The 20,515-nt window shown below is 71.7% G+C and carries 25 protein-coding genes; 9 read left to right on the forward strand and 16 right to left on the reverse strand.

All coding sequences use genetic code 11. From position 1 onward, the window contains the following. Window positions 1-366: 366 nt before the first annotated feature. The 7 genes from I5Q34_RS03660 to I5Q34_RS03690 all read right to left on the reverse strand — a co-directional run bounded on the left by I5Q34_RS03660 (window position 367) and on the right by I5Q34_RS03690 (window position 4,355). The gene (locus tag I5Q34_RS03660) at window positions 367-633 is read right to left on the reverse strand and encodes a 4-oxalocrotonate tautomerase family protein (protein ID WP_199890590.1); all 267 of its coding nucleotides are present in this window, start codon (window positions 631-633) and stop codon (window positions 367-369) included. A gap of 63 nt (window positions 634-696) precedes the next feature. Next, window positions 697-936 (reverse strand): DUF5133 domain-containing protein, encoded by a 240-nt coding sequence (locus I5Q34_RS03665; RefSeq protein WP_199890591.1) that lies wholly within the window; start codon window positions 934-936, stop codon window positions 697-699. 102 nt (window positions 937-1,038) lie between these two features. Beyond that, window positions 1,039-1,314, reverse strand: coding sequence for a GlsB/YeaQ/YmgE family stress response membrane protein (locus I5Q34_RS03670; protein ID WP_199890592.1), 276 nt, complete (start codon window positions 1,312-1,314; stop codon window positions 1,039-1,041). 199 nt (window positions 1,315-1,513) lie between these two features. Further along, window positions 1,514-2,317, reverse strand: a complete 804-nt coding sequence (locus I5Q34_RS03675) for an alpha/beta fold hydrolase (protein WP_199890593.1) — start codon at window positions 2,315-2,317, stop codon at window positions 1,514-1,516. Window positions 2,318-2,414: 97 nt separating this feature from the next. Continuing rightward, the gene (locus I5Q34_RS03680; protein WP_199890594.1) at window positions 2,415-3,239 is read right to left on the reverse strand and encodes a hypothetical protein; all 825 of its coding nucleotides are present in this window, start codon (window positions 3,237-3,239) and stop codon (window positions 2,415-2,417) included. Window positions 3,240-3,577: 338 nt separating this feature from the next. Then, the gene (locus I5Q34_RS03685; RefSeq protein ID WP_199890595.1) at window positions 3,578-3,925 is read right to left on the reverse strand and encodes a helix-turn-helix transcriptional regulator; all 348 of its coding nucleotides are present in this window, start codon (window positions 3,923-3,925) and stop codon (window positions 3,578-3,580) included. A 70-nt stretch (window positions 3,926-3,995) separates the two neighbouring features. After that, a complete protein-coding gene (locus tag I5Q34_RS03690; protein ID WP_199890596.1) occupies window positions 3,996-4,355 on the reverse strand; it encodes a hypothetical protein in 360 nt (119 codons plus the stop codon). Window positions 4,356-4,459: 104 nt separating this feature from the next. On the opposite strand from I5Q34_RS03690, the gene I5Q34_RS03695 reads away from it, so the two are divergent. From I5Q34_RS03695 to I5Q34_RS03710, 4 genes are all read left to right on the forward strand, one after another. After that, window positions 4,460-5,035 carry a TerD family protein gene (locus I5Q34_RS03695; RefSeq protein ID WP_199890597.1) on the forward strand — a complete coding sequence of 192 codons (576 nt, stop codon included), beginning with the start codon at window positions 4,460-4,462 and terminating at the stop codon, window positions 5,033-5,035. 73 nt (window positions 5,036-5,108) lie between these two features. Continuing rightward, the gene (locus I5Q34_RS03700) at window positions 5,109-5,690 is read left to right on the forward strand and encodes a TerD family protein (protein ID WP_199890598.1); all 582 of its coding nucleotides are present in this window, start codon (window positions 5,109-5,111) and stop codon (window positions 5,688-5,690) included. Between the two features lie 119 nt (window positions 5,691-5,809). Next, window positions 5,810-6,076, forward strand: coding sequence for a GlsB/YeaQ/YmgE family stress response membrane protein (locus I5Q34_RS03705; protein ID WP_199890599.1), 267 nt, complete (start codon window positions 5,810-5,812; stop codon window positions 6,074-6,076). Between the two features lie 141 nt (window positions 6,077-6,217). Beyond that, the gene (locus tag I5Q34_RS03710) at window positions 6,218-7,435 is read left to right on the forward strand and encodes a serine hydrolase (RefSeq protein ID WP_199890600.1); all 1,218 of its coding nucleotides are present in this window, start codon (window positions 6,218-6,220) and stop codon (window positions 7,433-7,435) included. A gap of 251 nt (window positions 7,436-7,686) precedes the next feature. On the opposite strand, the gene I5Q34_RS03715 is transcribed toward I5Q34_RS03710, so the two are convergent. Next, window positions 7,687-8,301, reverse strand: coding sequence for a TetR family transcriptional regulator (locus I5Q34_RS03715; RefSeq protein ID WP_277965329.1), 615 nt, complete (start codon window positions 8,299-8,301; stop codon window positions 7,687-7,689). A 191-nt stretch (window positions 8,302-8,492) separates the two neighbouring features. After that, the gene (hpnH, locus tag I5Q34_RS03720) at window positions 8,493-9,497 is read right to left on the reverse strand and encodes an adenosyl-hopene transferase HpnH (protein WP_199890601.1); all 1,005 of its coding nucleotides are present in this window, start codon (window positions 9,495-9,497) and stop codon (window positions 8,493-8,495) included. A gap of 276 nt (window positions 9,498-9,773) precedes the next feature. Between hpnH and I5Q34_RS03725 the strand changes: the two genes are divergently transcribed. The 5 genes from I5Q34_RS03725 (at window position 9,774) to I5Q34_RS03745 (ending at window position 15,348) form a co-directional block, all read left to right on the forward strand. Further along, window positions 9,774-11,132 carry a glycosyltransferase family 4 protein gene (locus I5Q34_RS03725; protein WP_199890602.1) on the forward strand — a complete coding sequence of 453 codons (1,359 nt, stop codon included), beginning with the start codon at window positions 9,774-9,776 and terminating at the stop codon, window positions 11,130-11,132. Window positions 11,133-11,225: 93 nt separating this feature from the next. Next, window positions 11,226-12,059, forward strand: coding sequence for a class I SAM-dependent methyltransferase (locus I5Q34_RS03730; protein ID WP_199890603.1), 834 nt, complete (start codon window positions 11,226-11,228; stop codon window positions 12,057-12,059). Then, window positions 12,056-13,138 (forward strand): prenyltransferase, encoded by a 1,083-nt coding sequence (locus tag I5Q34_RS03735; RefSeq protein ID WP_199890604.1) that lies wholly within the window; start codon window positions 12,056-12,058, stop codon window positions 13,136-13,138. The genes I5Q34_RS03730 and I5Q34_RS03735 overlap by 4 nt, the downstream gene beginning before the upstream one ends. A gap of 155 nt (window positions 13,139-13,293) precedes the next feature. After that, window positions 13,294-13,839 carry a hypothetical protein gene (locus tag I5Q34_RS03740; protein WP_199890605.1) on the forward strand — a complete coding sequence of 182 codons (546 nt, stop codon included), beginning with the start codon at window positions 13,294-13,296 and terminating at the stop codon, window positions 13,837-13,839. Window positions 13,840-13,890: 51 nt separating this feature from the next. Next, window positions 13,891-15,348 (forward strand): M1 family metallopeptidase, encoded by a 1,458-nt coding sequence (locus tag I5Q34_RS03745; RefSeq protein WP_199890606.1) that lies wholly within the window; start codon window positions 13,891-13,893, stop codon window positions 15,346-15,348. Between the two features lie 55 nt (window positions 15,349-15,403). Here I5Q34_RS03745 and I5Q34_RS03750 read toward each other — a convergent pair whose 3' ends face one another. From I5Q34_RS03750 to I5Q34_RS03780, 7 genes are all read right to left on the reverse strand, one after another. After that, entirely contained in the window at window positions 15,404-16,285 is an 882-nt protein-coding gene (locus tag I5Q34_RS03750) for a DUF5336 domain-containing protein (RefSeq protein ID WP_199890607.1), read from the reverse strand. A gap of 166 nt (window positions 16,286-16,451) precedes the next feature. Beyond that, window positions 16,452-17,390, reverse strand: coding sequence for an N-acetylmuramoyl-L-alanine amidase (locus I5Q34_RS03755; RefSeq protein ID WP_199890608.1), 939 nt, complete (start codon window positions 17,388-17,390; stop codon window positions 16,452-16,454). 10 nt (window positions 17,391-17,400) lie between these two features. Further along, entirely contained in the window at window positions 17,401-18,051 is a 651-nt protein-coding gene (locus I5Q34_RS03760) for a class I SAM-dependent methyltransferase (RefSeq protein ID WP_199890609.1), read from the reverse strand. A gap of 116 nt (window positions 18,052-18,167) precedes the next feature. After that, complete coding sequence (locus tag I5Q34_RS03765) at window positions 18,168-19,355, reverse strand: methyltransferase domain-containing protein (RefSeq protein WP_307811637.1); 1,188 nt, start codon at window positions 19,353-19,355, stop codon at window positions 18,168-18,170. Between the two features lie 6 nt (window positions 19,356-19,361). After that, on the reverse strand, window positions 19,362-19,505 hold the full coding sequence (locus I5Q34_RS03770; protein WP_199890610.1) for a hypothetical protein: 144 nt from the start codon (window positions 19,503-19,505) through the stop codon (window positions 19,362-19,364). Window positions 19,506-19,587: 82 nt separating this feature from the next. Continuing rightward, the gene (locus tag I5Q34_RS03775; protein ID WP_199890611.1) at window positions 19,588-19,743 is read right to left on the reverse strand and encodes a hypothetical protein; all 156 of its coding nucleotides are present in this window, start codon (window positions 19,741-19,743) and stop codon (window positions 19,588-19,590) included. A gap of 325 nt (window positions 19,744-20,068) precedes the next feature. Continuing rightward, entirely contained in the window at window positions 20,069-20,431 is a 363-nt protein-coding gene (locus I5Q34_RS03780; protein ID WP_199890612.1) for a hypothetical protein, read from the reverse strand. Window positions 20,432-20,515 lie beyond the last annotated feature (84 nt).

Raw genomic sequence — 20,515 nt, forward strand, 5'->3', positions numbered from 1 at the left:
AAGAAGAAACCTTCCCGATAGCGGAGCCGCACCGCACCGGAAACCCGGCACGAAAGAAGCGCCGTAAACCGACGGCGCCCAGCGACCCAGCAATTGTTAGCGGCCCGGAAAACCCCTGGCAATGACTGTGACCTACTACCGGACACCGTCCACATCCACCCGAACACCCAGGAATTCCCATAACAGAGCCGACAGCCATCACTAACCACCGCAGTAAGTGATGCGCGCCCTATGCCCGGCCTCACACCGCGGAGGCCGCCGGGCCACTCGGAGCGACGGTTCGCGCACGCGCCGCGAGCAGCGGAACGCCCGGTTCCTTCCCTGGTCGGAAGGAACCGGGCGGAACCGGGCGCTTCGCCGCGGGTGTCAGCTCCGCGCCGCCGCCGCGCGGGCCGTGAGCGTCCGGCCCCCGACCGACCAGCTGTCCGGGGCGACCTCCTCGACCGTGACCCAGACGCTCTCCGGCGTGCTGCCGGTAACGCGGGTATAGGCGTCCGTGAGCTCACGGACCAGCTCGGCCTTCTGCTCGGCCGTCTTGCCGGGGGTCTGCTTCACCTGGATGAGGGGCATGGAAACGCTCCGCGGTACGAGTAGGAAGGGCCCGGGCGGACCGCCCGGACCGGATGGCTCCATCCCAGCACCGCGTGACGCGCCGGCCGAGGGGCGATCCGAGCCGACAGTGATCACGAACCGAGATCAGTGCCGGCCCGGGAGGGCCGCCTCCTCGTGGTCCGCTTCGGCCTGCGCCAGCCGGTGACGGGCGACCCGCAGCGCGGCCTCGGCGTCCCTGGTCCCGGTCGACACGCACAGGGTGTAGGTGACGTCCGCCAGCTCCTGCCGTACCGCCGGGTCCGCCGTCCCCGGGGCCGCTGCGCGCTCGAGGGCGGCGTGGCGCTCGACGAGGTCACGGAGAACGTCGGGGTGGGCGAGCAGCATGAATTCCTCCTGGGAAACGCGTGCGCGGACGTACTGACCGGCACGCGCCTTCCCCGGAATCCGCTCTTCATTCCTCACCCCGCACCCCGCGTGACCGGACGGTCACCCCCGTGACGACGAGCGGCGCCCGACGAAGACCCGGTAGAGGGCGAGGATCACGAGCGATCCGAGGATCGCCGCGATCCAGGTCGACAGGTGGAAGAAGCCGGTGAAGGAGGTGACCCCGAAAATCACCTTGCCGAGGAATCCGCCGAGGAGGCCGCCGGCAATTCCGATGAGGATGGTCACGAACACGCCGCCGGGATCCCGTCCCGGCATGATGACCTTGGCCACCGCTCCGGCGATGAGCCCAATGACGATCCACGCGATGATGCCCATGTCCGTTCGCCTTTCTTCCCCGTCACCGGCCGATACCACACGAATGACCTGTGGCGGACCGGTCAAACGCGAAGTGCTCCCGGCACCGGGGAAATGCGCACGCGCACGGATTCCCGGGGAGCGGACGGACGGCGGGTCTCTCGCGCCGGAGCCAACGGCTCCGTGGTGCCCGGCCGTTGACGGGCGTCGGCGCCGGGCCTCAGCGGCGTGTGCGCACGTCGTCCAGGAACGTGCCCACTTCCGCCGCGAATCCGTCGGGGTCGTCCGCGTAGAGCCAGTGCCCGCAGCCGGGGAACTCCCGCAGCCGGGTGTTCGCGCGCTCCTCCGTCATCCGCCGGGCCGTCCCGGGGGTCAGGAGGAAGCTGTCGCCGCCCCTCAGCAGCAGTGCCGGCTGCCGCGAGGCGGTCCAGTCCGCCGAGTGGTCGCCGGTGAAGGCGTGTTGGGAGGCCATCATCTCGGCGGGGTCGAAGAGCAGCGACCAGCCCTCGTCCGACTCCACGGCGCTGTCGAGGAAGTAGCCGGCGTCCGGGACGCCCCGCGCCTCGATGGCGGCGCCGAGCGCCTCCCGCGTCGGCGCGTGCCGCGGCCAGTCGGAGACGTCGAGGACGGGGTGGGTCTCGGGTTCCTCGTTGAGCACGGTGCTGTCCACGATCACGAGGGAGTTGACGAGTCCGGGGTGCCGCCGGGCGAGGAGGAGCGCGACGACGCCTCCCATGGAGTGGCCGGCCACGGCGGCCGGCGCCAGGTCCAGGGCCGTGAGGAACGCGGCGGCGTCGGCCACGTACGCGTCCGGGGTGAACTCGCCCCCGTTGTCGGACAGTCCGTGGCCGCGCTGGTCGAGGGCGACCACCCGGTACCGGGGCGCGAGCGCCGCGGCCAGCGGTGCGAAGATCCGGCCGCGGCCGAAGTGGCCGTGGAGCGCCAGCACGACGGGGCCGGAGCCGCCGGAGTCCCGGTAGGCGAAATGACGTCCTCGAAGGGTGAGAAAGGATTCCGCGGTCATGGTCGCCCATCATCGCCAAGGGGGCTCGGGCTCCGGACACGGGGGCTCCGGCATCGGACGCCGAGGCTCGGGTATCGGCCGCTGGGACGTCCGGCGCTCACACCGTCGCCGTCCACACCGCCCACACCGCCCACACCACGCACCCCACCGCGAGCACGGCGCCCGCCAGGATCAGCGCCTTCGCGGACAGCGCGCCGTAGGGCGAGTCCTGGGCCGCGAGGGGCACCGGGCCCGCGCGCAGGGCGTGGGCCGGCTGGTCGGTCAGTACTGTCAGCCGTTCGCCGGGGAGCCCCTGGGGAGCCTGTGCGGGGCCGCCGACCCGGTTGAGGAGCAGGGCCCGGCCCTCGACTCCGGACAGCAGTTCCTCGACGCGCATGACGAAGCGTTCGCGCGAGGAGCGGTGGTGCACCGTGCCGATCCAGGCCAGGGGGTCGCCCCCGGCGGCCGGCAGGTCCGGGCCGGAGGCGTCCCCCGGGGCCGGCAGCCAGGCCACGTCCGCCAGGGTGCGCGCCAGCAGCAACCGGGTCTCCCCCGCCGCTTCCGGCGCGTCCGCCCGGCGCAGCCGCTCGACGGTGCCGTCGGGGAAGTGCCGTCGCAGGCACGCGCTGACCGGCCCGTCCGGCCGGTCCTCGGCGAGGTCCTCCAGCCAGCGGGCGACGAGCCGGACGACGCCGCCGGCCGCCTCCTCCCCCGGGCCGCCGGCGAAGGCCAGGGCGAAGCCCGCCGTACCGGCTTCCCCCGCGGGTATGCCGCCGAGGTAGGCCCGCCAGCCGCCGGCGCCGGCCTCGACGAGGAGCGTCGGCCGGTCGGGGTCGGTGGTCCCCGCGTAGGAACGCCACCAGGCGACCGGCGGCCCCGCGCCCGGGAAGCCCTGGTCCTCGTCGCCCCGCGCCCGGCCGCGTGCCATCACATAGCCGTCCATCGATCCCCTTTCCCGGGAAAGAGCCCCCCCCCGCGGACCGGCGGGGGCGGCCGGCCCGCGGGCACACGGGCCCGGGGTCGGCCGGCCGGATTTTCCCCCGTCGTCTGTTCCCCGTCGGCGCGGTGAGGACCCGCTTCCGCCCGCGGCGCGGCGACGTCCCCCCATTGCGACGCGTCACCCGGGGCGTGACCGAATGAACGGCCAGGCTATGACGGTGGGTCCGGAGCGCGGCAACGGTCCGCCGACAGGTGCGCGGCCCGGCCGTTGCACGGGTCCGGTCCGCGCGCGGGAGCACGCGCCCCCGGGAGCGCGGGAGTTGTGCGTCCGCCCCTCGTGCGTCAGCGGGCGCGGGCGCCCGGGGCGCTGTTCGTCCGGCGGCCCGCCAGGTGGCCGAGGGCCCGCTCCACCACAGTGCCTATGGCCGGGTCGTTGGCCAGGTAGACCGTGTGCCGGCCGGCCCTGCGGGCGTCGACGAGCCCGGCCAGCCGGAGTTTGGTCAGGTGCTGGCTGACGGCGGGCAGGGACTGTCCGACGCGCTCGGCGAGGCTGGTGACGTTGTGCTCGCCCCGGGCGAGGAGCCACAGGACGTGGAGGCGGACCGGCGAGGCCAGCAGGGCGAAGACGGCTGCGGCGCGCCGGAGTTCCTCGGGCGAGGGGTCCTCCGGGCCGGTGCTCGGCGACGCCATCCCTGCCTCCCCGTCCGCTCGGCTGAGCGGTCCCAGCGTACGCGCGGGGCGGGGCTCCATGGGGATCCGGTCACCCGCAGGAGAGGCCGGAGCAGACGTCGTCGTCGGCGGAGCGGGCCTTCTCCGCGACCCGCGACGGGACGGCCGTCGGGGCCGGAGGGGACGGCGGGGACGCGGTGGGCGGCGGTCCGGCGGCGTATTCCCGGCCGAGGGTGACGCCGATGCCCTCGGCGGCGGACTGCCGCAGTTCCGCGCCGGGGAAGCGGTGGGCGACGGTCTCGGCCCGGCTCCTGAGGCCGGGGGCGCAGGGGCGGAGCCCCCGCTCACCGCGCGGAGCGCGGTTCCGGGCGGGCGCCCTCGCCCCGCGGGGTCGCGAAGGGGCGCAGCCCCTGCGGAAACGATGAAAGAGCGGGGTGGGGAAAACATCCACTTCACCAATTGCGCAACCCGGGAACCAACCACCCCCCACCCCACGTTCTCCCTCACAACGTGTCACCAAGGCACACACCGCATACCCATCACTGGAGGAAGTTCATGGCAGTCACCCTGGCCAAGGGCGGCAACGTCTCGCTGAGCAAGGAGGCCCCCGGCCTGACCGCCGTCACCGTCGGTCTCGGCTGGGACGTGCGCACCACGACCGGCGCCGACTACGACCTGGACGCCTCCGCCCTGCTCTGCACCGCCAACGGCAAGGTCGCCTCCGACGAGCACTTCGTCTTCTTCAACAACCTGCGCAGCCCGGACGGTTCCGTCGTGCACTCGGGCGACAACCTCACCGGCGGCGGTGACGGCGACGACGAGCAGATCCAGGTCAACCTGGCAGGCGTCCCGGCCGAGGTGGACAAGGTCGTCTTCCCCGTCTCCATCTACGACGCCGCGCAGCGCGGCCAGAGCTTCGGCCAGGTGCGCAACGCCTTCATCCGCGTGGTCGACCAGGCCGACGGCCGCGAGCTGGCGCGCTACGACCTGACCGAGGACGCGTCCACGGAGACCGCGGTGGTCTTCGGCGAGCTCTACCGGCACGGCGCGGAGTGGAAGTTCCGCGCTATCGGCCAGGGTTACGCGTCGGGGCTGCACGGCATCGCCCAGGACTTCGGCGTCCGGGTCTGAAGCGGGCTCACCTGAAGCCGGCTCACCTGAAGCCGGCTCATAAGAAACCTCAGGAAAGGATCTCCCGACAACCGTGGGCACCAGCCTCACCAAGGGACAGAACACCAGCCTGACCCAGGACGGCACCCCGCTCGCCGACGTCACCGTCGGCCTGGGCTGGGACGTCGGGGACGACGGCACCGCCTTCGACCTCGACGCCGCCGCCCTGGTCTGCGGCCCGGGCAACAAGGTGCTCTCCGACGCGCACTTCGTCTTCTACAACAACCTCGCCCTCCCCGGCGGCGCGGTGCGCCACCTCGGCGACAACACCACGGGGGCGGGCGAGGGGGACGACGAGCGGATCACCGTCGACCTCGACGGCCTGGACGCGGCGGACGGCGTGGAGCAGGTGGTCTTCACCGTCTCCATCCACGACGCCGCGACCCGCGGCCAGGACTTCGGCAAGGTCCGCGACGCGTACATCCGCGTCGTGGACAACGCCACCGGCCGCGAGATGTGCCGTTACGAGCTCTCGTACGACGCCGCCTCCGAGACCGCCATGGTCTTCGGCGCGCTCTACCGCCGGGGCGGCGAGTGGAAGTTCCGGGCCATCGGCCAGGGGTACGACAGCGGGCTCGCCGGCATCGCCGCCGACTACGGCGTCACCCTCGACTAGCTCGACCAGCCGGGACGTCCGGCCGCGGCGCGGCAACCACCGCGCCGCGGCCGGGCGTCCTCCCCCACGGGCGTTCCCCGGCCCGTACGGACGCACCCCCGGAAGGACAGAACACCACCATGGGCATCATCAGCTGGATCGTCCTCGGCCTGCTGGCCGGCGCGATCGCCAAGTTCCTGCTGCCGGGCCGGGACCCGGGCGGGCTGATCGGCACCACCGCCATCGGTATCGCCGGGGCCTTCCTCGGCGGCTGGCTCTCCGCCAAGTTCCTGCACAGACCCATCGCCAAGCACTTCTTCGACGCGCCGACCTGGGGCGCGGCGATCGCGGGCTCCCTCGTGCTGCTGATCGGCTACCGGATCCTCTTCGGCAACTCCCGCGACTGAGCGGACCTGGGCCGGCCCGAGTCGGCCGGTCGTCCGTTTCGTGGCCGGATCGCGCTCAACGGAACGGCTCTCGACGGAGTTCTTCCTCTCGTACAGGCCGGACTGTCACCTGTGAATCGTCACCTGTGAACGGAGAGACGGATGACCGTGAGGACGTTACGTGGGGCCCTGACCGCCGTGGCCGCCGCGGCCGCGCTGGCGGCGACGGCGCTCGCCCCGGCCGCGTCGGCGACGTCGGCCGCCCCGGCGGGCGGAGGCGCCGGCAGACACGCCGCCACCCAGGCGGCCATGGAGGCCCAGACCACCGGGCCCGACAAAATACCCGGGGTGCTGGGCCGCGCCCATGACCGGCACGGGTCGTGGCACGGCGGCGCGGGCGTCGCCGACTTGACCACGCACCGCCAGCGGCTCTCCCTGGACCGCTTCCGGGCCGGGAGCATCAGCAAGGTCTTCAGCTCGGTCGTCCTGCTCCAACTGGAGTCCGAGGGGCGGCTGAACCTCGACGAACCGGTGGAGCGCCGCCTCCCCGGCGTACTGCGCGGCAACGGCAACGACGGCCGCCGCGTCACCCTCCGCCAGCTCCTCAACCACTCCAGCGGCGTCTACAACTACACCGAGGACGCCGCCTTCTGGCAGTCGCTCACCAAGGACTTCCCCAAGAACCGCTACGCCACCAGGAAGCCGTCCCAGCTCGTGGCCACGGCGCTCAAGCACCGCCCGTACTTCGAGCCGGGCAAGGGCTGGCACTACTCCAACACCAACTACATCGTCGCCGGCATGGTCATCGAGAAGGTGACCGGCCACTCCTACGCCGACGAGATCCGGCGGCGCGTCCTGCGCCCGCTCGACCTGCGCAACACCACGCTGCCGGGCACCTCGTCCCGCATGCCGGACCCGCACGGCCGCGCCTACAGCAAGCTCAACTCCACCGACCCCGCTGCGAAGATCTACGACACGACCGAGCTCAACCCGTCCTGGGGCTGGGCCGCGGGCGAGATCATCTCGACCACCGGTGACCTCACCCGCTTCTACGAGGCCCTGCTCGGCGGCCGGCTCCTGCCCCGGCACCAGCAGCGGGAGCTGCTGACCACCGTGCCGGTCCAGGAGCAGGAGATGTCCGCCTACGGCCTCGGCATAGCCCGGGCGAAGCTCTCGTGCGGCACCACCGTCTGGTTCCACAGCGGCGGCATCCACGGCTCGACGTCCCTGGCCGCCTCCACCGCCGGCGGCGGCCACACCGCGGCGTTCAACCTGAACGGCGACTGGGGCGGGGACCTGGCGGCGTTGTTGGAGGCCGAGTACTGCAGCGCGGCGAAGAGCGCGGGCCCGGGGCTGACGCGGCTGGCGTCGCTGCGCTGACGCCGCGCCAAGCGCTCCGTTGGAAGTTCCGCGATGGGTCGTCGATCGGCTGCGGCGCCGTCGTGGCCGGTCGCGCCCACGCGGCGGAGCCGCACGGCGAAGGGGGGGGGGGGGGGGGGGTTGGGGGGGGGGGGGCGGGGGGGGGGGGGGGGGGGGGGGGCGCGCCCCCCCCCCCCCCCCCCCCGCCGCGGGGGGGGGGGGCCCGGCGCGCCCCGCGCGCCGGCGGGGTTCCGAAGGGGCGCAGCCCCTACTCAGCCGTCGATCAGGCCGCACACCGTCTCGATATCCACCCGCACCTGCGCAATCGACGCCCGCCCCGACAACCACGTGATCAACGCCGAATGCCACGTGTGCTCGATCACCCGCACCGCCGACAGCTGCTCCGCCGTAGCCGTCACCGGCCCGCCCGGCCCCATCGCGTCCAGGATGATCGTCGTCGTCAGCCGCGACACCGCGTCGACCTCCGCGCTGACCGAGCGGTCCGCGAAGGTCAGCGCGCGCACCATCGCGTCCGCCAGATGCGGCTCCCGCTGCATCGCGCGGAAGGCCCGCATCAGCGTCCCCGCGACCCGCGCCGACGCGTCCGCCTCCGTCGGCGGCCGCTTGCGCAGCGTGTCGTGGAGCTGCTCCAGCTGGTCCTGCATGGTGGCCACCAGCAGATGGATCTTGGAGGGGAAGTAGCGGTACAGCGTCCCGAGCGCGACGTTCGACGACTCCGCCACCGTCCGCATCTGCACCGCGTCGAACCCCCCGCGGCTCGCCAGCCGGGTCGTGGCGGAGAGGATGCCGCGCCGGCGCGCCTCCTGACGCTCCGTCAGGGGAGCGGGGCAGGCAGGGCCGGGGGCTGCGGCGGTCTTCTGTCCCACGTCGGTGCGTTCCTCTGCAGGCGGCGGCGGTCGATGGGGAGGCATCATGACAGGCGTGGTGCAGTGAGGCGAATCACTGGAACGTGTTCCAAGTCTTTCAAGTGTTCCAGGTTAACGGCCCCTGGCCGCCCCCGGCCGCCCGCAGAGGTGAGCACAGACCCGCAGAGGTGAGCACAGGGGCGAGCGCGGCCTCACATGGACGTCGCCGCCCGGATGCTCTCCCGCAGGGAGCCCACCGTCGCCAGCACCGCGCTCGGCTCGTACCCGCAGTGCGCCATGCAGTTGTCGCAGCGCGGGTCCTTGCCCCGGCCGTACTTCTCCCACTCGGTCGTGTCCAGCAGCTCCTGGTACGTACTCGCGTACCCGTCCTCCATCAGGTAGCAGGGACGCTGCCAGCCCTTGAGGTTGTAGAGCGGGATGCCCCACGGCGTGCAGGCGAAGTCCCGCTTGCCCTCCAGGAAGTCGAGGAAGAGCGCTGAGTGGTTGAAGCGCCACTTCTGCCGGTTGCCGCCCGCGAACGCCTTGCGGAACATCTCGCGGGTCTGCTGGACGCCCAGGAAGCGGTCCTGGTCGGGCGCCTTCTCGTAGGCGTAACCGGGCGAGATCTGCATCCGGTCCACCTTGAGCTCGTCGTTGAGGAAGTCGAGGACGTCGACGATGTCCTGCGGGGTGTCCGTGTTGAAGAAGGTGCTGTTCGTGTAGACCTGGAAGCCCTTGGACTTGGCCAGCCTGATGGCCTCCACGGCCTGGTCGAAGACGCCGTCCTTGCTCACCGACTCGTCGTGCCGTTCCTTGAGCCCGTCGATGTGCACCATCCACACGAAGTTCCGGTCGGGGCGGAACTTGTGGATGTGCTTGGGCAGCAGCACGGCGTTGGTGCACAGCAGCACGAACTTCTTCCGCGCCAGCAACTCCTGCACGATCACGTGCATCTGGGGGTGCATGAGCGGCTCGCCGCCGGACAGCGCCACCATCGGCGCGCCGCACTCCTCGACCGCGCCGAGCGCCTGCTGCACGGGCATCCGCTGCTTGAGCGTCCCCGCCGGATGCTGGATCTTGCCGCAGCCCGCGCACTTGAGGTTGCAGGCGAAGAGCGTCTCGACCTCGACCAGCAGCGGGAACTTCTCCCGGCGCCGCAGCTTCTGCTTGAGCAGGTGCTTCCCGAGCTTGACTGACAGATGAAGCGGCAGGCTCATGCCCGTATCTCCAGTACTCGTGTACTCGTGAACCAGGTCACTTACGCGTCACTTACTCGGCGTGAATCCCTTCCCGCGCGGCGCCCGGCGGACGCATCGGCGCGCATCACAGCCTCATTACCGTTACGCGCGCCGCGCGCCGCCCGGTGCGGAGGGGGTCGGGAGAGGGTCGGGACTTGTCGGTCTTTCCGTCGATTTCCGGTAGTGGAACTTGTTCTAGAGATTCCGGAGCGGTTACGCTCCCGCCGAACCAGCAGGACGAATTGGGGGCCCCGAGTGACCGATGGGACCGACCGGGCAGCCGGGCGAGGTCCGCGCACCGCGGAGGGCCCGCTGCGCATCGCGCTGCTGTCCTACAAGGGCAATCCGTTCTGCGGCGGCCAGGGCGTCTACGTCCGTCACCTGTCCCGCGAACTCGCCCGGCTGGGCCACCGCGTCGAGGTCATCGGCGCCCAGCCCTACCCCGTACTGGACGTACTCGACGAGCACGAAGGCGTAAGCCTCACCGAGCTGCCCAGTCTCGACCTCTACCGGCAGCCCGACCCCTTCCGCACCCCCAGGCGCGACGAGTACCGCGACTGGATCGACGCGCTGGAGGTCGCCACGATGTGGACCGGCGGCTTCCCCGAGCCGCTGACCTTCTCGCTGCGCGCCCGGCGCCATCTCGCCGCCCGGCGCGGCGACTTCGACGTCGTGCACGACAACCAGACGCTGGGCTACGGCCTCCTCGCCGACCTGGGCGCGCCGCTGGTCACCACCGTCCACCACCCCGTCACCGTGGACCGGCGGCTGGAGCTGGAGGCGGCGGCCGACCGCAAGCGGAGGCTGTCCGTCCGGCGCTGGTACGCCTTCACGCGCATGCAGGAGAAGGTCGCCCGCCGCCTGCCGCGGGTCCTCACCGTCTCCGGCTCCTCGCGCCAGGAGATCGTGGACCACCTCGGGGTGCGCCCGGAGCGCGTCCACGTGGTGCCGATAGGCGCCGACACCGACCTCTTCTCGCCCGACCCGTCCGTCCCCGTCGTCCCCGGCCGGATCGTCACCACCTCCAGCGCCGACGTCCCGCTCAAGGGCCTGGTGCACCTGGTCGAGGCGCTCGCCAAGGTGCGCACCGAGATCCCCGGCGCGCACCTGGTCGTCGTCGGCAGACGCGCCGACGACGGGCCGGTCGCCCGGGCCATCGAGCAGTACGGGCTCGACGGCGCCGTGGAGTTCGTCAAGGGCATCAGCGACGCCGAGCTGGTGGACCTGGTGCGCGGCGCGCAGATCGCCTGCGTCCCCTCCCTCTACGAGGGGTTCTCGCTGCCCGCCGCCGAGGCCATGGCCACCGGCACCCCGCTGGTGGCCACCACCGGCGGCGCCATCCCGGAGGTCGCCGGGCCCGACGGCGAGACCTGCCTGGCCGTGCCGCCCGGCGACGCGGACGCCCTCGCCGGAGCGCTCAAGCGGCTCCTCGCCGACGACGGCCTGCGCCGCCGCCTCGGCGCCGCGGGCCGCGAGCGGGTGCTCGCCCGGTTCACCTGGCGGCAGGCCGCTCTCGGCACCGCCGAGCACTACCGCGCCTCGATCGAACGCGCCGCGCGGGCGAGGGCCCGGGCCCGGGCGGGCGCCGGCCCGCTGCCGGTGCGTGCCCGGTAGCGCCCGTCGAGTACGCGTCGCCCGCCGCGTCACTCCCCGCGTGACCCACTGCGTCACCCACCCAACTCCGCCGGACGAAAGCAGACCTCCGCCGTGCTGACCGTCGATTTCTCCCGCTTCCCGCTCGCCGCCGGCGACCGCGTCCTCGACCTGGGCTGCGGCGCGGGCCGGCACGCCTTCGAGTGCTACCGGCGCGGGGCGCACGTGGTCGCCCTCGACCGCAACGGCGAGGAGATCCGCGAGGTCGCCAAGTGGTTCGCCGCGATGAAGGAGGCCGGCGAGGCCCCCGCGGGCGCCACCGCCACCGCCATGGAGGGCGACGCGCTCGCCCTGCCCTTCCCCGACGACAGCTTCGACGTCGTCATCATCTCCGAGGTCATGGAGCACATCCCGGACGACAAGGGCGTACTCGCCGAAATGGTCCGGGTGTTGAAGCCCGGCGGCCGGATCGCCGTGACCGTCCCCCGCTACGGGCCGGAGAAGGTCTGCTGGACGCTCAGCGACGCTTACCACGAGGTCGAGGGCGGCCACATCCGCATCTACAAGGCGGACGAACTGCTGCGCAAGATGGAGGAGGCCGGGCTGAAGCCGTACGGCACCCACCATGCGCACGGCCTGCACAGCCCGTACTGGTGGCTCAAGTGCGCCTTCGGCGTGGACAACGACAAGGCGCTGCCCGTCCGCGCGTACCACAAACTGCTGGTCTGGGACATCATGAAGAAGCCGGCGGCGACCAGGATCGCGGAGCAGGTCCTCAACCCGGTCATCGGCAAGAGCTTCGTCGCCTACGCGACCAAGCCGCACGCTCCCGCCGACGCCGCGCCGGGGAGCGCTCCGTCGGCCGGCGCCGCGACGAAGCGTTCCGCCGCCGCACGTTCTGCCGCTGCCGACGACGCCGCCGACGACGCGCGCGAGGCCCGCGCATGACGACCCCCGCCGGCAGGCGGCTGCGCATCGAGCGCCTCGCGCTCCCGGGCGTCCTCACCGCCGCGCAGATCGACGCGACCGTCGCCGGCATCGCCGCCGGGCAGCGCGAGGACGGCGCCATACCGTGGTTCCGCGGGCACCACCTCGACCCCTGGGACCACGTCGAGGCCGCCATGGCCCTCGACACCGCCGGCGAGTACGCCCGCGCCGAGGCCGCCTACCGCTGGCTCGCCGAGCACCAGAACCCCGACGGCTCCTGGTACGCGGCCTACGCCGACGGCGACCACGCCGCCCCCACCGACCGCGCCCGCGAGACCAACTTCACCGCCTACGTCGCCGTCGGCGTCTGGCACCACTACCTCTCCACCGGCGACGACGCCTTCCTCGACCGCATGTGGCCCACCGTCTACGCGGCCGTCGAGTTCGTCCTCGCCCTCCAGCAGCCCGGCGGACAGATCGGCTGGAAGCGGGACGAGGACGGCACCGGCGTCCCCGACGCCCTGCTCACCGGCTCGTCCTCCGTCCACCAGGCGCTGCGCTGCGCCCTGGCCGTCGCCGAGCACCGCGAGGAACCCCAGCCCGACTGGGAGCTGGCGGCCGGACTGCTGGCGCACGCGATACGCCGCCACCCGGAACGCTTCCTGGACAAGAGCCGCTACTCGATGGACTGGTACTACCCGGTCCTCGGCGGCGCCCTCACCGGCGACGAGGCCCGCGCGCGCATCGAGGAGGGCTGGGACCGCTTCGTCGTCCCGGGCCTCGGCGTCCGCTGCGTCGTGCCCAACCCCTGGGTGACCGGCGGCGAGAGCTGCGAACTCGCCCTCGCCCTCTGGGCGGTGGGGGAGTCCGACCACGCCGTGGAGATCCTGCGCTGGATCCAGCACCTGCGCGCGGACGACGGCATGTACTGGACGGGCTACGTCTTCGAGGACGACGCGATCTGGCCCCAGGAGCGCACCACCTGGACGGCCGGGTCCCTGCTGCTGGCCGTGGCCGCGCTGGGCGGCGACGAGGCGACGACCGCGGTCTTCGGCGGCGAACGGCTGCCGCGGGGGCTGGAACCGGACTGCTGCGGCTGACCTCTCATGGCCCGTCGAGCGTTCTGAACGTTCATGGCCTGTTCGCGACGGGCCCGGGCCCGGGCGTTCCCCCGAACGGAGCGGTCCGGATGCGGGCGGGGGCGGGGCGGGTCACGCTGGTCCGGTTACCGTGTCCGCCCGCTGTGGAGGCCAGCGTGTCCGAGCGTGCCCGCGTCCGCCGCACCGTCGTCGTCCTGCCGCTGGTCTGCGGCCTGTTGCTGACCGGCTCCGCCTGCGGCGGGGGTGGCGGCAAGGACAAGGCCGAGGCCACTCCGACCAGTTCGGCCGAGAAGCAGAAGTTCGCCAAGACGCGCTTCGTCGCCAACGCGGGGCTCGCGGCCGGTGCCGCGTACCAGTGGATCATCAAGCCGTACCGGAACGGCGCGTTCAAGAAGGGCGCGGACGGCCGCACCGGCGCCCTCGTCAAGGCGGGCCTGGCGGGCGCCTTCACCTACAACCGGCTCAAGGCCGCGACGAAGAACGCCCAGGGCGACCCCACCCTCTCCAAGGCCCTCGCCCCGGTCAACGCCGGCATCGACTCCCTCAAGAACCTGGGCACCAAGCTCCGCAAGGGCGAGGTCAATGAGGGAGACGTCAACTCGGTGGACAAGGTGATCGGCCAGGTCAAGGACGCGGGCAAGAGCGCGGGCGCGCCGGTCACGGACAAGACGCCGTCGGTGGGCGAGCTCCAGAAGGGCTGAGGGGCACGGGTGCCCTGACCGTTGTCAGTGGCCGATGGGAGCATGGCTCTCATGGCGAAGTCCGAGTCCGCATCCGTGTCCACCGCGCGCAGACGCCTGCTGCGCCGCGCCCCGGTCGTCGCGCTCGCGCTCGCGCTCGTCGCGGGGTGCTCGGGCGGCGGCGGGTCCGGCCCGCGCGCGGGCGGGGCGGGAGCCGGCGACCCGGTCTTCCCGTCCCTGGGCAACGGCGGCTACCAGGTGGAGCATTACGGCCTGGAGCTCGACTACGAGCCCGAGGGGAACGACCTGGACGGCACGGCCGTCATCACCGCCCGCGCCACCGAGGGCCTCTCCTCCTTCACCCTCGACTTCAAGGGGATGAAGGTGACCGACGCCAAGGTCGGCGGGAAGGCGGCGAAGACCTCCCGCTCGGGGGCCAAGCTGAAGGTGGTGCCCGAGGAGCCGGTGAGCAAGGGCGCGACGTTCAAGACGGAGATCGCCTACGAGGGAAAACCGAAGACGATACGGGACCCGGACGGCGCCAAGGAGGGCTGGGTCGAGACGGCCCACGGCGCGGTCGGACTCGGCGAACCCCAGGGCTCGATGGCCTGGTTCCCCGGCAACCACCATCCGTCGGACAAGGCGACCTACGACTTCACCGTCTCGGTCCCGTCCGGCTTCACCGCCGTGGCCAACGGCGAGCTCAAGAACAAGGAGGAGATGGAGGACGAGGACGGCGACGACTGGACCGCCTTCACCTGGCACAGCGCCGAGCCGATGGCCAGCTACCTGGCGAGCGTCGCGGTCGGTGACTTCAAGGCGGTCGAGACGGACGCGGCCGGGGTGCCCGCGTACATCGCGTACGCGCCCAAGCAGGCGGACGCGGCACGGCACATGAAGGAGCTGCTACCCAAGGCGATGGCGTGGGCGCGCGAGCGCTTCGGCCCATACCCCTTCGCGTCGACGGGCGCCGTCATAGACGACAACCCGGACATCGAGTACGCGCTGGAGACCCAGACCAAGCCGTACTTCCCGGGCCCCGAGACCGACAAGATCATCGTGCACGAGCTGGCGCACCAGTGGTTCGGCAACTCCGTCACCCCGCGCACCTGGCGTGACATGTGGCTCAACGAGGGCTTCGCGCAGTACGCGGAGTGGATGTGGGAGGCCCAGCAGGAGAAGGGCCGCAGCGAGAAGCAGACCTTCGACGACTACTACGACGGCAAGGACTCGGAGTCCAAGGACGACGGTTCCGGGGACATCTGGGCCTTCGCGCCCGCCTATCCGAAGGCCGAGACGATCTCGGGGCGGCCGGTCTACGGGCGGGGTGCGATGGTGCTGCACAAGGTGCGCGAGACGGTCGGTGATTCCGTCTTCTTCGGCATCCTGCGTTCGTGGACGCGGGACCACCGGCACGGGAACGCGGGGACGGACGACTTCATCGAGCTGTGCGAGAAGAAGTCCGGCAAGGATCTCGGCGATCTCTTCGACACGTGGCTGTTCAGGGCGGCGAAGCCGGACCATCGCTGAACGCCGAAGGCCCGCCGGGGAATCCCCGGCGGGCCTTCGTTGACGCGTGTTGTGCTCAGCCGCGCTGGATGCCCGAGGTGTCCTGGAGGACGCCGCGGCGGCCGTCCTGGGTCTGGGCGACGAGCGCCGGACCACGCTGGTCCACCGCGAGGTACCAGGTGCCGGGCGCCAGCTCGGCGATCGGCGTCGGGGAGCCGTCCTCCGGGAACAGCGGCCGGTTGACCGGGACCGCGAACCAGAAGGGCACGAAGTCCGCCGCCGGGGCGGGCGCCGGAGCCTGGGCCTGACCGTCGGCGGCCGGGACCGGACCGGTGCCCTGGACGGGCTGGCCGGCGGACGGGTCGGGCTGCGGGGCACCGCCGTAGGGCTGACCGCCGAAGGGGGCGCCGGGGCCGGCGGGGCCGCCCGGACCGGGGTAGCCGTAGCCCGGGTGGGCGCCGGTGCCGTAGGGCGACGCCGGGGTCTGCGGGCGCGGGGCGCCCATCAGCGGGGCCTTGAGGGCGGGGATGCGCGCGGCGAGCAGGGCGGTCGCGGCGATCAGCAGGGTGGCGATGAAGGCCAGGATGCGGCCGATGCCGACGCCGAAGGGGGACTTGTCACCGTGCTCGACAGGGCCGTCGAACAACGTCCACAGCACGGTCCAGGTCGCGAAGACCGCGAGCGCCGTGCCCCACTGCTCCAGCGTGAGGCCGAGTGCCTTGCGGCCCTCGGGCTGGAAACGGGAGCCGATGATCAGCGCGGCGCCGACCAGGCCGGCGAGCACGATCGACGGCAGTGCGGGGAAGACCTTGCTCGACCAGAGGTTGGGCAAGTCCGCCTTGCCGCAGAAGTCACCGCTGCAGTCGAGCGAGTAGTAATCGAGGAACGAGGCGATGAACAGCAACACCGCTGCTCCGATCACCACGCCGTCGCCTCTAGTGAGGGAGCGGAGGTTCACCTGAAATCCTTTGTCAGTGCCGTCGTTTTCGTTCGCTGTCACGAGACGTGGAGGGGCGTCGGACGAACGCGGCCCCCCATGGTACGGGGGAACCTACCGCCCCACCGTCCGGGGCGCCTCATCGTTTCGTCCTCGTGACACGCCTGTGGCCTGGCGTTATTCGGATTCACCTGCCCCGGACGAAGTCGGCGATGCCTTTCGCGATCCCCTGCGCCGCCTTGTCGCGCCATGCGGGGTCGGTGAGACGGGCGGCGTCCTGCGGGTCGCGCATGTTGCCGCACTCGACGAACACCTTGGGAATAGTGGACAGGTTGAGGCCGCCGAGATCGCCGCGGACGTCCAGTCCGGAGCCGTGACCGATGTAGTTGGACGGAGCGCTTCCGGTCTCCCGGACGAAGTTGCCGGCGACGCGCTCGCCGAGCTCCTTGGACGGCCCGACGATCGGCGCGGTGTCGGCCCGCCCGCCCTTGACCTTGGCGGGCAGGATCACATGAAAACCGCGCTGCCCCTCGCCCGCGCCGTCCGCGTGCACCGACAGCGCGGCATCGGCGCGCGCCTTGTTCCCGATCGCCGCCCGCTCGTCCACGCAGGGCCCATAAGGCCGGTCACTGTCGTGGGTGAGGGTGACGGTCGCGCCCTGCGACGTCAGAATGTCGCGAATGCGATGCGCCACGTCCATACTGAACTCGGCCTCCGCGTAACCCGAGTTGGTGGAGGTGCCGGTGGTGTCGCACTCCTTGCGGCCCGTACCGATGTCGACGGAACGGTTGATCTCGGCGGTGTGGTTCTGGTTGCGGATGTTGTGGCCGGGGTCGATGACGACGGTCTTGCCGCGCAGGGGACCGTCCGGGGCGTCCGCCGGGGCGGACCGGGCGGAAGGTTTCGCCGAGGCGGACGGCGCGGAGGACGACGGCGGGGTCGGTGTACTCTTCCGCGCCGCCGGGGCCGACGCCGTCGCCGGTGCGGATGTGGGGGATTCGGCCCTGCCCTCGGCGGCCGGGCCGGCGACGTCGCTGTCGTCGCAGCCGGTGAGGGCGGCCAGCGCCGTCAACGAGACGAGGGCCGCCGCCAGGACGCGGACGCGGGAATGACTGCCGTAGGACACCCGGGCGATGCTAGCGCCGTGCCCCGGTCCGGCGCAGGACACGCAGGGAACGCGTGACGGAGACCTCGGTGAACTCGCCCGATTCCAGGGCCTTGCGGTAGATGCGGTACGGGGCCTGGCCGCCGTCCGCCGGGTCGGGGAACACGTCGTGGATGACGAGCAGCCCGCCGGGGGCGAGGTGCGGCGCCCAGCCCTCGTAGTCGGCGGTCGCGTGCTCCTCGGTGTGCCCGCCGTCGATGAACACGAGCCCGAGGGGCGCCTGCCAGAGCGCCGCCGCCTGCGGGGAGCGTCCCACGATGGCTATGACGTGCTCCTCCAGCCCGGCTTTGTGGAGAGTCCGCCGGAACGTGGGCAGGGTGTCCATCCGCCCGACCTCGGGGTCGACGAGGGTGGTGTCGTGGTACTCCCAGCCGGGCTGCTGCTCCTCGCTGCCGCGGTGGTGATCGACGGTGACGACCGCCGTCCCGGCGGCGCGGGCCACGTCGGCGAGGAGGAGGGTGGAACGGCCGCAGTAGGTGCCGACTTCGAGGAGGGGGAGGCCGAGTTCTGCCGCGGCCCGCTCGGCGGCGGCATGGAGGGCGAGGCCCTCGTCCAGCGGCATGAAGCCCTTGGCTTCTTCGAAGGCGGCGAGGGTGGTGGGGCTCGGGGACATGGCGATCATGCTGCCACGGGGGTGGTGGCCGGTGGATTGCGCCCCCGCCTCCCCGTCCCCCTGCCCCCGGGACGCCCCGCCCGTGCGCCTCGGCGTCGCGCACAGAGCGGGGCGGTGGGACACGGCTATGTGTCTCCCCCCAGTCTCCGTACTGGCAGAGGGGCGCCCGGCGAGTCGAGCCAGACTCGTTCGCCGTGGGCGTCCACGGTGAGCCCGAAACGCTCGAACCCGGGGCGGCCGTTGCCCAGCCACCATCGGTACGCGGCTTCCGTCTCGGCCCAGAGCTTGCGCGGGCCGGACTGGACGACCTCGTACTTCCGTCGGCCCGGCACATAGTCGGCAGAAGCCCAGGACTGGGTGTCGGCGCTGTACGTCCACAGCGTGTAAGTGCCGTCGTCGTACCGCTCGGCGCGCCAGAAGGCCCCGCGCACCTGCAGCCCGATCACGAACTGCTCGAGCCACCCGCCGATGTCGGCAGGAGAGAGCGCGGTCGTGCTCCTGGTGCCGTCCGCAGGCCACTCCTGGCCCTTGAGATAGGCATCGAAAGGCGGGCGTTCCGCGCGCTGCTGCCGCAGGCGCATGAAGGCGCTGGAGCGGGTGAACGGTCCGTTCGCCGTGCCGTCCTCGCCGACGGTCAGGCGCACGATGTACTCACCCCCGTACTCCGTTCCCCACGGGGCGACGATCACTCCGCCGGGCCGGGTCTGTTCGATCCAGGACCGGGGCATCTCCCCGACCGAGCAGGTGGCGATGACCCGGTCGTACGGGGCGGTGCCGACATGGCCCGAGCGCCCGTCCGCCACGATGACCAGAGGGGACAGACCAGCGCGTCGGAGGTTTTCCTCCGCACCCTCGGCGACGGCTTCGTCGTACTCGACGCTGACCACGTTCGCGCCGCCGAGTCTGTGCGAGAGAAGCCCCGCGTTCCAACCGGTGCCGGTGCCGATTTCGAGGGTCCGGTGGCCTTCCTGTACGTCAAGGTCGGCGAGCATCGAGAAGACCATGCGCGGCATGGAACTGGAGCTTGTCGGCGTGGTTCCCAGCCCATCACCGGTGTGCCGTCCGTCGTCCCACTGTGTCGTGAGGGGGATGTCGGAGTACACGACCTTGAACCACGAGTCGGGGTCCTCGGCGCGGTCCACCAATGTGGTCTGGCGAGTGCCGTCCGCGATACCCGGCCAGATCCGGTCGGGCACGAACAGCTCACGGGGGACTGCCTTGAACGTCCCCAACCAGTCAGGAGTCAGTGCGCCCGTTTCCATGAGGGCAGAGGCGAGCCCCGAAGGGCCCGCCTCCTCTGCGCGTGTGTTCACGCACGCCTACTTACCCGTCGCGGGGCCGGAGCCGTCGGATGTGTTGCCGCCCTCGTCGGAGCCGCCGCCACCGTGCTTGGCGCCGCTGTTGCTGTCGTCCTGCTGGCTTCCGCCCTGTCCGTCTCCGGAACCTCCGCCATGCTTGCCCATGGATCACTCCTTCGCCGTTGGATCGATGATCTGCGCTGCTTGCCCGGCCGTCTCCGCTTGGCTCGGGGGCGTGCCCGGGACATCATCGGCTCGCCCGCTCGCGCCTGGTGATCCGGCTCGCCACGAGCGGCGGAGCGGTCACGATCGTGGGATACCGGGAGTGCTCCCAGAAGCGGCTGTGGCTGGTGTCCGCCATGTGATCCCGCTGCTGTTGTTCGGCCAGCTCCTTGTCGTCCAAGACGCGGAACTCCCAGCCGCAGAGCCTGTCTCCGTCGCTGCTGCGGCAGATGACGGCGAACTCCGCGCTTGTACCTGGATCTTGAGCTGTAACCCAGTCGGAAATCCGGAAGGTTCGACGGCTCACGTAGTTACCGCCGGTCGCTTGGTCGGAAGCGCGACCTTGGGCGGATGGTGCGGGTGGTTCCGGATCTCCACGTTGCAGTCGGACGCCGCCGACAGGTTGGTGTAACCGTCCGGGGTGCCAACCCCGGTACGGTACGCTCTGCGCCAATCCACACAGTCCGCACACACCTTGCAGTCCTCCACAGGGGCAGGATCCAAAGTCATGCGCGGGTCTCTCCGTCCTTGTCGGCGCCCGGCCCGGAAAGCTGTTCTCCTCGGCTCTCGGCGACCTTCAGCGCGTCGCCCAGTGCCTCGTGCAGGCGAGCCACCAAGTAACGCAGCTCCCCGTCCGACAGCTTCGGGGCGCCCATGGTCGTGTTGACATATTCCAACAGGACGGCCACCGCACCGAGTTGCACAGCTTCCGCGCCATCGGCGAGTGTCGACTGCCATTCTGCATCATCGGTCACGAGGCGGCAGGGGTGGCCGTTAACCATCGCGCACGGCAGTAAGCGCGTGACCCCCGCCGCATCGTCGGCAAGGTCCCGCCTGCGCTGGTGATCGGCTTCTGTTCGGTGAACCATCTTGGTCCTTGGCCTGCTCGACTTCGGGATATGGCGAAGGTATGGCCGCAGGACAGATCAATCCAGCTCTCTACCACAGCAGTT

It is taken from the genome of Streptomyces sp. AV19, assembly GCF_015999245.1.
Classification (GTDB): Bacteria; Actinomycetota; Actinomycetes; order Streptomycetales; family Streptomycetaceae; genus Streptomyces.